Source organism: Microcoleus sp. Pol17C6 (assembly GCF_036701145.1).
Classification (GTDB): Bacteria; Cyanobacteriota; Cyanobacteriia; order Cyanobacteriales; family Microcoleaceae; genus Microcoleus.
Genome location: NZ_JAUBQH010000004.1, coordinates 90,041 through 99,705 on the forward strand (window position 1 = coordinate 90,041; position 9,665 = coordinate 99,705).

Annotated in this window: 7 protein-coding genes; 5 read left to right on the plus strand and 2 right to left on the minus strand. The window is 48.4% G+C overall.

Translation table 11 applies throughout. The annotated features are described in order from the left end of the window. Window positions 1-72: 72 nt before the first annotated feature. The 3 genes from nirD (at window position 73) to QUA25_RS03555 (ending at window position 3,991) form a co-directional block, all read left to right on the plus strand. The gene (nirD, locus tag QUA25_RS03545; protein ID WP_333035630.1) at window positions 73-432 is read left to right on the plus strand and encodes a nitrite reductase small subunit NirD; all 360 of its coding nucleotides are present in this window, start codon (window positions 73-75) and stop codon (window positions 430-432) included. Between the two features lie 216 nt (window positions 433-648). Further along, complete coding sequence (locus QUA25_RS03550) at window positions 649-2,742, plus strand: HEAT repeat domain-containing protein (protein ID WP_333035631.1); 2,094 nt, start codon at window positions 649-651, stop codon at window positions 2,740-2,742. A gap of 166 nt (window positions 2,743-2,908) precedes the next feature. Then, a complete protein-coding gene (locus tag QUA25_RS03555; protein ID WP_333035632.1) occupies window positions 2,909-3,991 on the plus strand; it encodes a patatin-like phospholipase family protein in 1,083 nt (360 codons plus the stop codon). 261 nt (window positions 3,992-4,252) lie between these two features. Here QUA25_RS03555 and QUA25_RS03560 read toward each other — a convergent pair whose 3' ends face one another. Beyond that, window positions 4,253-5,962 carry a pentapeptide repeat-containing protein gene (locus tag QUA25_RS03560; protein ID WP_333035634.1) on the minus strand — a complete coding sequence of 570 codons (1,710 nt, stop codon included), beginning with the start codon at window positions 5,960-5,962 and terminating at the stop codon, window positions 4,253-4,255. Window positions 5,963-6,249: 287 nt separating this feature from the next. Then, window positions 6,250-6,666, minus strand: a complete 417-nt coding sequence (locus tag QUA25_RS03565) for a hypothetical protein (protein ID WP_333035636.1) — start codon at window positions 6,664-6,666, stop codon at window positions 6,250-6,252. 255 nt (window positions 6,667-6,921) lie between these two features. Here QUA25_RS03565 and QUA25_RS03570 point away from each other — a divergent pair, with 255 nt between their 5' ends. Both QUA25_RS03570 and QUA25_RS03575 read left to right on the plus strand, forming a co-directional pair. Beyond that, a complete protein-coding gene (locus tag QUA25_RS03570; RefSeq protein ID WP_333035638.1) occupies window positions 6,922-8,691 on the plus strand; it encodes a S8 family peptidase in 1,770 nt (589 codons plus the stop codon). Beyond that, window positions 8,688-8,909, plus strand: coding sequence for a hypothetical protein (locus tag QUA25_RS03575; protein WP_333035640.1), 222 nt, complete (start codon window positions 8,688-8,690; stop codon window positions 8,907-8,909). The genes QUA25_RS03570 and QUA25_RS03575 overlap by 4 nt, the downstream gene beginning before the upstream one ends. Window positions 8,910-9,665: the final 756 nt, after the last annotated feature.

The following is a 9,665-nucleotide window of genomic DNA, read 5'->3' on the forward strand; positions in this document are numbered from 1 at the left end:
GATCCCTCCTAGCCCCCCTTATTCAGGGGGGAACAAGAACACTAGATTGAAGTAAATTAACAGGAAAAGAAGATGGTTCAATCATTACAAGTTTCCGATACAGTAACAACTTGGGTAGATGTGTGTTCTCTAGATGTGATAGCCCCGAATACGGGAGTTTGCGCTTTAGTTAAAGGCCAACAAGTGGCGATTTTCCGAGTGGGAAACGGGGATGAAGTTTATGCGCTTAGCAATTACGATCCGTTTAGCAAAGCTTTTGTGTTGTCGCGGGGACTTGTGGGCGATCGCAACGGCACTCTCAAAGTTGCTTCTCCCATTTACAAGCAAAACTTTAGTCTCACTACCGGGCAATGTCTGGATGATGAAACGGTAAAGATTCCTACTTTTGCGGTTCGGGTTGTAGCCGATCGCGTCCAAGTAGCTGTTAGTTAGATTCAGGGGCTTAATTGTTCGATCGCCATCCGCCACCACCTAACATTCCTGTGGGTGCTGGCGGATTTTGCCTTGGGGCCCTCCCGACTCAGTATTTTTCGTATAAAATAGAGTCGATTGGTTCCATACTCCAGCATCGCTCAAAAAATCTCAACTAATATCGGAGCTGATGCGAGGATTTTCAATGCAAACAAACTTCAGGGGCAGGGTATCGGTATGTTGTTAAAAAAACTTGTTTCCGAAAATAATCCCCAGACTGTAGCAGAGTTAATCCATGCCCAACTCAAAATCGGTCAACTGACTGGGGGCGAACTCAACATACAAGTTTTCGGCCAGCACTGGCGGGACGAATCTTTGCACGAAGTCCTCAGAGAAATTGCAGTTAAGCTCGACAAAGAAACAGCGAGCCAAATTATAGAATATCTCACAGATCAAAACGGTCAACAAGAAAAATTTATTAATTTGTTTTTAGCAGCGCAATGCCTGTTAAAAGTTAAAAATGATGTTAATAAAAAAACCGCCAAAAAACTGTTAAATGCTTTAAAAAAGTTATCGCAATACGGTACGGGTTTCCTGATTCTTTATCAAAGCGCTCAAGAATTGCAGGAAACTTATCAAATTCGCAATCGATCGATCGCGGCGATCGCCCAAACTTGGAAAAACGACCCGCAAACCCTGCCCTGGCTGAAAATACTCGCTCACTCCACCGACTGTGGCGAAGTCCGAGCCACAGCAGTCGAAGCAATAGCCCGTGGTTGGCCAGAGCAGCCTGAAATTTACCTGATGCTCAAAAACCTCGCCAAATCCGATGGAAGCTGGGCAGTGCGATCGACCTGTGTGCGAGAAATGGCTTGTGGTTGGCCAGACACGAGCGATACCTTGCCGCTGCTGACTGCCTTGGCTCAGTTTGATCAAAGTCCCGCAGTTCGCACCGCAGCACTCGAACAATTGGCCTCTAATTGGCCCGATCGCACAGATACCTTGCTGCTGCTGAGAACCGCGGCTGAATCAGACGAAAATTTGGGAGTGCGAGTCGCAGCGTGGCAAGAAATAGCCAGAGGTTGGCACAGCGTTTTAGGCACGGCATCTTTGCTCAAAAACCTTGCCCAGACAGGAAGTTCTATCCTGCGAACAGTAGCGGTGCGGGAGTTGGCAGCGGGCTGGCCCGCCGCCACCGACGTTTGCCTGCTGCTCAAAAGCCTAGCCGAATCCGACAGCAGCAAAGAAGTGCGGACAGCAGCCTTAGAAGAATTGGCCTCGCATTGGCCCGACGAACCAGACATTTACCCACTGCTGAAAACTAAAGCCGAGTCCGACGCGAGTTCGAGTGTCCGGCGCTCCGCAGTGCAAGCAATTGCCTCTGGCTGGCCCGGGAACCCCGAAACTCTGACTTTTTTGAAAAATATAGCATTGGGCGATCGCGACGCCGACCTGCGCGAAATAGCGCTACAACAGATAGCCGCAGGTTGGCCCGACCACCCAGAAACCCTGCCCCTGCTGCAAAAAATAGCTGATTCCGAGGATTACTGGACTGTGCGGCAAGTAGTAGTGGAAGCTGTCGCCGCACTGGCGTCAGCCAGTCTCGAAGTCTTTGGCTGGTTGCAAAATCTCGCCGCGTCAGACAGACACCTCAACGTCCGAGAAACTGCCGTGGAAGAGATCGCAAAACGCTGGTCTCACCGGGGCGAGACGCTGCCTTTCCTCAAAAGCCGGGTCGAGTTGGAGCACGATGCTCACTTGCTGAGCGTGCTGATGCGATCGATCGTGCGGCGCTGGCCCGACGACCCGGAAACCTTGCCTTGGCTGAAAATAGAGCTCGATTCTGGGGAAGCGCTGGTGCGGCAAGCGGCGGTGCTTGAACTCGCTTACAACTGGCCGGACAATCAGGAAACTTGGATGCTGCTGGAGGCTAAAGCAGAGGGTGATGAGAGTCCGGCTGTCAGGCAAATCGCTTTGCAAAAGTTAGCCCGGGGGCGAACAAATCAGTCGCAGATTTTTGAGTGGCTGAAAATTAGAGCTCAAAAGGATGAAGATTCGCAGGTGCGGGCGATCGCCCTGGTAGAGTTAATGCGGGGATGGAAAGACGAACCGGGAATGTTTGAGTTTTTGCGCGATCGAGCTTTGAGCGATCCTGACAATCAAAACGGTTCTTTTCCTTACAATCCCAGATTTACAGCGCTCGAAGCGATTATCGAACATTATCCCGAAAATCCGGGAGTTGTGCCGCTGTTGCGATCGCTTGCAGTTTCCGACGCCGACGAGCAAATCCGTGCCTTAGCGAGTCGCCGGCTGTGCAGCCAAGACTGGTAAACAGAAACAATCGCCTTTTTTGATATCTGCTGCGGTTATCCGGATGATCACCGCTTTTGATGGTAGATGAATTTGCTTTGGTCTAAAAGATAGTTTGCGCCGGAGCAACCAGTTCTTAGTTTCATTTTTGTTGACCATTTAAGCAATATCTAAAGGAGTACGTGTAATGGGTACTAAATTCAAGAGAAGAATTCTCTCAATTGATGGTGGTGGTATTCGGGGTATTATTCCTGCGATCGTTCTCAACTACATTGAAGAGCGCACAGGAAAACGCATAGCAACAATGTTTGATTTTATTGCAGGCACTTCAACCGGAGGAATTTTAGCGCTGGGTTTAACTAGAAAGAACTCAGACTCTAGCATCAATCGTGAGCCAGAGTATACCGCTGCCGAACTTGTAAATTTCTATCGCAAGTATGGACAAAAGGTTTTTAATCAGAATATTCCAATGTCTTTTGACGAGTTGCTACAACCCAAGCACAACCCAAAAGGTAAGCAAGAAGTTTTAAAGGATCTTCTAGGTGAAGCTAATGTTGAAGATGCCTTACGAGAAATTTTCATCCCGAGCTATGATATCGAACTGAGAGCACCAGTTTTTTTTACAAGCAATCCGGACGCAGAGGAATGCGACAGTATTCATAGCCGCAAAGTATGTAGCGGATTCAAAATGTGGGAGGCAGCAATGGCAACTTCTGCTGCACCGACATTCTTTCCACCCTACAAACTCGAAACGGGACATACTACCGATGAGGGATATTACGCTTTGGTAGACGGTGGAGTTTTTGCAAATAATCCTTCCTCACTTGCAATGATGGAGGCGATGATTTCTTACAAGAACAAGACTCGTGAAGAGCTACACCGTAAGGATACCCTGGTTGTTTCTTTGGGTACTGGATCTGTAACCAGGAGGTATAAGTATAAAGATGCAAAAAATTGGGGACAAATCAAATGGGCACTTCCCTTACTTAACGTTGTTTTAGATGGTAACAGCGAATCTGTTGCGTTTCAGCTTCAGCAGCTAATGGCGAGTAAAGGAGACAAAGAAAATAACCGAAACTACTATCGTTTTCAACTTCAATTGAGTAGCGATAATGGTCAAGACCAAATGGACAACGCAAGTCCCAGTAATATTGAACACCTTGAGGAGCGAGGTGAAAAACTGATTGAACACAGTAAGAAAGATTTGAATGAGTTGTGTAACCTTTTGAAGGAGGAAACTGAACTATATCCTAATCAACCGGACAGTTAAATAGATATACGGTTGGAGGATTTTTAATGGGGGTAAGATTTTGTGTGTATTCATTCCCAGAAAAGGGCATCCCAAACCCCACCGCTTCCCCCATTACCGAACAACGAGATCGCAATCCGAAGCCGTTTTCTCCCACCTGAGCAACTGTTCCCGAAACACCGGGTCTTGCTTGGCTTACTGTACAATGCTTGCAATTTACGACGCAGAAGAGCAAGTGCGGGTATTAGCCACTCTGCGGCTTCAAGTGTTAACAATTAACTGTTAATAATCGATCAAAAGGGTAATTGCATACCGCACCGCTTCCCCCATCATTGAAAAACGAACGCGATCGGACGCCGTTTTCTCCCACGCGAGCAACTGTTCCCGAAAACCCGGGTCTTGCTTCGCCCGCTGCACGATCGCCTGACTGATGACTTTCTTTTGAATCTGCTCTGTCGGGATACCTTGCTGCTTCAAATAATCCAACAGCCGCTGTACGCTTTCGGAGAATTTATCCGGCGTCTGAGACATCAAAATAAACGAAATTTGGCGCACCATTCGCTGGTAGATTTCCTGTCTTCTGAGCAGTATTTCTTTGTGACTCGGCTCCGCCGGCTCCGCATTGTTACTAGGAACAGCCAAGTCGAGCAAACTCAAAATTTCAGCGCCCTTGGCTAAAACCTTTTCCAACATATCTGGATAAAGCTCCAAAATGCGATCGCCCAAAATCTTGCCGTTCACCAAACGGTTCGCGCTCAGCCTCAGTAAATTTTGTTCTCCCGCAGACTCAAAAAATTGAACATTCAATTTGAGTTCGCGGCTTTCCAACTCCACCCGACGCAGCGTAAAAACCACCGCCTCCCAATTAGGAGCTTCCTCAAAAGACACCTTGACAACAGAACTGTCCTCTTGATGCTGCCGCCCCAATTCCCCCGACTCAAAATCGCGATCGACCGGAAAGCGATTGGCCGCCACTTTCGCAGTATAATCAAACTGAGTAAAAACATAGCTGCAGTCAACTCTCGACAGATCGACATCTTGAACTTGCCAATTTTGAATGCAGCAACCCGTAAGCTGCGCCCCCTCCACATTCGTCCGAATCAAACGGCACTCAATCAAACAAGCTTCTCTTAAATCCGCCTCACCCAACATCGCATCCATCAAATAAGCGCCACTCAAATCAGCTTTCCGCAAATCAGCACTTCGCAAATTAGCTTCGCTCAAATCAGCTCGCAGCAAATACACTCCTTGCAGGTTAGCTCGCAGCAAAAGTGCCTTCTTAAAACTCGCTTTCAATAAATAAGAACCCGCCAGATTAGCTCGACTCAAATCAGCGTTATCCAGCACCGCCTCAGTCAAATCCGCGCCCGCCAGCACTGCTCGGTGCAAGTCAGCGCCCGTCAGATTTGCCGATCGCATTTGAGCGCCATTCAAGTCAGATTCAATCAAATTTACACCGATTAAAATTGCCGCTCGCAAATTCGCTTCCACCAAATGCGCTTCCCGCAAATTAGCACCCGTCAAATTAGCACCAACAAGACTGGCGCGGTTGAAATTCGCCTCCATCAATTCCGCCGCCATCAACTTCGCGCCGTCGAGTTTAGCCCCAGCAAAATTAATCTGGTCAGATTTAACTCCTTGAAGATTAGCACCGCCCAAATCTGCTTCGGGGAACGCGGCCCAATTGAGTTCTGCTGCTGCCAAACAAGCAAGGCGCAAATCCGCTTTAGCAAGATTTGCCCCGCTCAAATTTGCCCCGCTCAGATTCGCCCCAGCCAGCCCCGCACTGCGGAGATCCGCACGGCGCAAACAAGCCCCTATCAACTTGGCATTGCTCAAAAAAGACCAGCTCAAATTAGCACCGGTCAAGTTAGCACCAGTGAGGTCTATTTCTCGCAGGTTAACACCGCTTAAACTAGCGCCGCTGAGGTCAATGTGACCAAAGTTGCGCTCTCCCTGTTGATAGCGCTGTAAAAATTCTTGTGTTTGCATTCCGCTGATTGGGGGGCTGGCAATTTAGCTGTTTTAGGACGCGCTGGTCAATAACTTTAACGGTAAGGTAAGCACGGAACCTGAGCGGGCTAGGTACGGGGACACTACTCCTACTACTTACTGCAAGAACTCATGTCCTCCGGGTGATCCGTGGGTACTTTACCCCTATAGATAGCAGCTCAAAGGATTTGTTGCGTAAGTTCTATTTCTACTACCAGCTTTACAGACTTTTGTAACTTAAAGCAGCAAAGTTCACATCTTATACGCTGCCCCACCGGAGAGTGTTTTTACCTAAAGCGCTGCAATTCTTGCTGCAAGTGTTTTCCCCATTTAGTCGCTAGAGGAATTTCTGTAAAAGGCACCTGCACCGCAGCAGCATCTTTCAACAAAAATTCGAGGGCGATTGGACTTCCCGAATTCGGCGGCGACTCTAAATCAACTGCCTGAGAGTTGACTAACAACCGCAGCGACTGCACGTCTTTTAAAGAAAAAGTTTGCAAATTCACAGGCCCGCTGCGAGTAGGTTTTCCCCAAGTTAAACTGTCTTCTTGCTGACCGAGTACAGCATAAATATCGTACTTGGCTTTAGCGAATTGTTCGGCCCAGACGCGATACGCTTCCAGCTTTTGATACTCGTTCCATCCAGCCCAAGCCAGCCCTATAAAAATTGCCAGCAGTGGCAGCCACATTAAACCTCTTTCCATGCAATACCCTTGTTAAAAATACTGGCTTGTTCTGTTTCTCATCTTCTCTAATGATACAATTAATTGAAGTCCTAAAACTTGCTCTGCCATTTAAACGAGAAATTAGAGCAATTTTTGATCTAGCAACAGCCACCGCCGAAAACTACCAAACGCCCGCGTGCGAGAGCCCCACAAGTCGCAGCAAGGAAAACTGGCGCTGGCGGTGAAAATTGGGTTATTGTGGGGAACAAGCCTTCCCTAAACGGACGATCGGCCATGAAAAAGTTTTTCCTTCTGTGCTTATTTTTAATCGGGCTCGGCTGGGCGATTTCTAATTTCCCAGGACTTGCTACTCAAGGCACTTACGACTCGATTGTGCTGGATTTCCGCGAAGATTTGGGTGCTGCTGAGATTGCGAAAGAAGTAAATGCGATCGCCCAACAGTACCAAGTCGCACCCCAACTCAACAGCGAATTCTCAGCGGGCGACAATGTATATGTAGTTAAGGGCGATCGCACTTTGCTAAACGCCCTGAGAAAATCAAATTTGGCTAAAGATACCGAATACATTGAACCGAACTTTGTCTACAGCGCTTTCGAGATTCCCAACGACCCCATGTATACCAAGCAGTGGAATCTCCGCAGCATCAACGTAGAATCTGCCTGGAACGAAACCAAAGGCAGCGGCACAACAGTAGCGATAATTGACACGGGCATTACTCCCGTCGCTGACTTAAAAGAAACCAAATTTGTACCGGGCTACGACTTTGTAAACGATCGCGCCGAAGCCTACGATGACAACGGCCACGGTACTCACGTCGCCGGTACAGTCGCCCAATCAACTAACAACAATTACGGCGTTGCGGGCATCGCCTACGAAGCAGCTTTAATGCCGCTAAAAGTGTTAGGCGGCAGCGGTGGCGGCACGGTTTCCGACATCGCCGAAGCGATTAAATTTGCTGCTGACAACGGCGCCGACGTGATTAACATGAGTCTCGGCGGCGGCGGTGAGAGTCAGTTAATGGAAGAGGCGATCGACTACGCCCACTCTAAAGGCGTTGTCATCATCGCAGCCGCCGGCAACTCCGGCGATAGTTCCGCTTCCTATCCCGCCCGCTATCCCCACGTCATCGGCGTTTCCGCCCTCGGCCCCGACGACGAAAAAGCCTCTTACTCGAATTTCGGCGCAGGGGTTGATATTGCAGCCCCCGGCGGTTCTGAAATGGGCAAGATCCTGCAAAGTACGATCGACCCGGAAACAGGGGCCGAAGTCTTTGAAGGCTATCAAGGCACTAGCATGGCTTCTCCGCACGTTGCCGCCGTTGCAGCCCTTGTCAAGGCTTCCGGCATCACAGAACCAGACGAAATTCGCAGCGTACTCTTGCAGTCCTCCCGAACTGTGACTGAAGATCCGTTAAACCATTTTGGTTCAGGACACCTAGACGCAGCCGCAGCAGTTCAGCTAGCTCAGCGCGGACAAATCAACTTCCGCGATTTCTTCCGCTGGCTGCGCGATAACGGCTATCTCAACCCCCGCTTTTGGATTGACGGCGGTGCAGTCGCCCTGTTGCCTAAAATTGCAATGGTGCTCGGTTCTTACCTGCTGGCTTTCTTTTTGCGGAATTATTTTCCGTTCCAGTGGACTTGGGGCTTTTCCGGCGGCTTGATGGCTGGTAGTTCTGGGTTCTTTTTCCTGCGGAACTTGTTTGTATTTGACTTGCCGCAGTGGCCGCTGCGGGTGATGGGCAGTTCTATTCCCGAACTCGGCGGTGCAATTAATGGCAGCAGTATGCTGAATCCCTTTTTTGCTAGCGTTTTGATTCCTGGGATTTTGATTGCTTTGCTGTTGGGACATCAACAGTGGAAGTGGATCGCGATCGCAATTTCGATCGGTTTTGCCAGCAGTTTAGCGGTCAATGCTTTTGTGTCTCCCACAGTCTGGGGATTGGGCACAGGTTTGGTATCACAAACATTCTTGATTGTCAATGCTTTACTGTGTTTCGGACTGGCGCGTTTAGCAATTAAAACAGAGGTGCGATCGGCATGAGTATTACTGTCAAAGGTGTAATTGAACGCAAAGGATTGGGTCCCGGTACTTGGGCTTTGGTTGGCGAAGATGGGGAAACTTACGAACTTAAGGATGCTCCTTCTGACTTGAAAAAAGCTGGTTTGAAAGTCAGTGTTAAAGGTGAAGTCCGCAAGGATGTGATGACTTTTGCTATGATCGGCCCGGTTCTTGAGGTGCAGTCTTTTGAGGCGATTTAGCCTAATTGGTTAATGCAGCTTTTGAGCTAAAAAAAACCCCGGCCAAAATTGGCTGGGGTTTATTAATCAGGGTGCATCTACTAATTTAATCTCCCGCCTCAAAACACCTCTTTCAGGACACTTTGGCAGAATTTGCGAACATTGGCGGCGAGGGCGTGCGATCGGCAAAAAAAAACCCCAAACCAAAATTGGTCGGGAGTTATTTAATCAGGGTGCATCTACTAATTTAGTCTCCGGCTTTACACCACCTCTGTCAGGACACTTTGGTAGACTTTGCGGGAATTTGTGGCTCAGCTTGCGATCGGCAAAAAAAACCCGGCCAAAATTGGTCGGGAGTTAATTAATCAGGGTGCATCTACTAATTTAGTCTCCGGTTCGAGGTGCACCTGTTCCGGACAGTTTGGGAAAATTTGCTAAAATTCTTGGTTTAGGGTGCGATCGCAAAAAAAAACCCCAAACCAAAATTGGTCGGGAGTTAATTAATCAGGGTGCATCTACCAATTAAGCTTCCTGAGAATTCGAGCGCAATCCGGATAACCTCAAACTTTTTCAGCATCACCCTGGATACCGCAAAAAAAAACCCCAAACCAAAATTGGTCGGGAGTTATTTAATCAGGGTGCATCTACCAATTAAGCTTCCTGAGAATTGGAGGCCCAATCCGGACAACCTCAAACTTTCTTCAGCATCACCCTGGATACCGCAAAAAAAAACCCCAAACCAAAATTGGTCGGGAGTTATTTAATCAGGGTGCATCT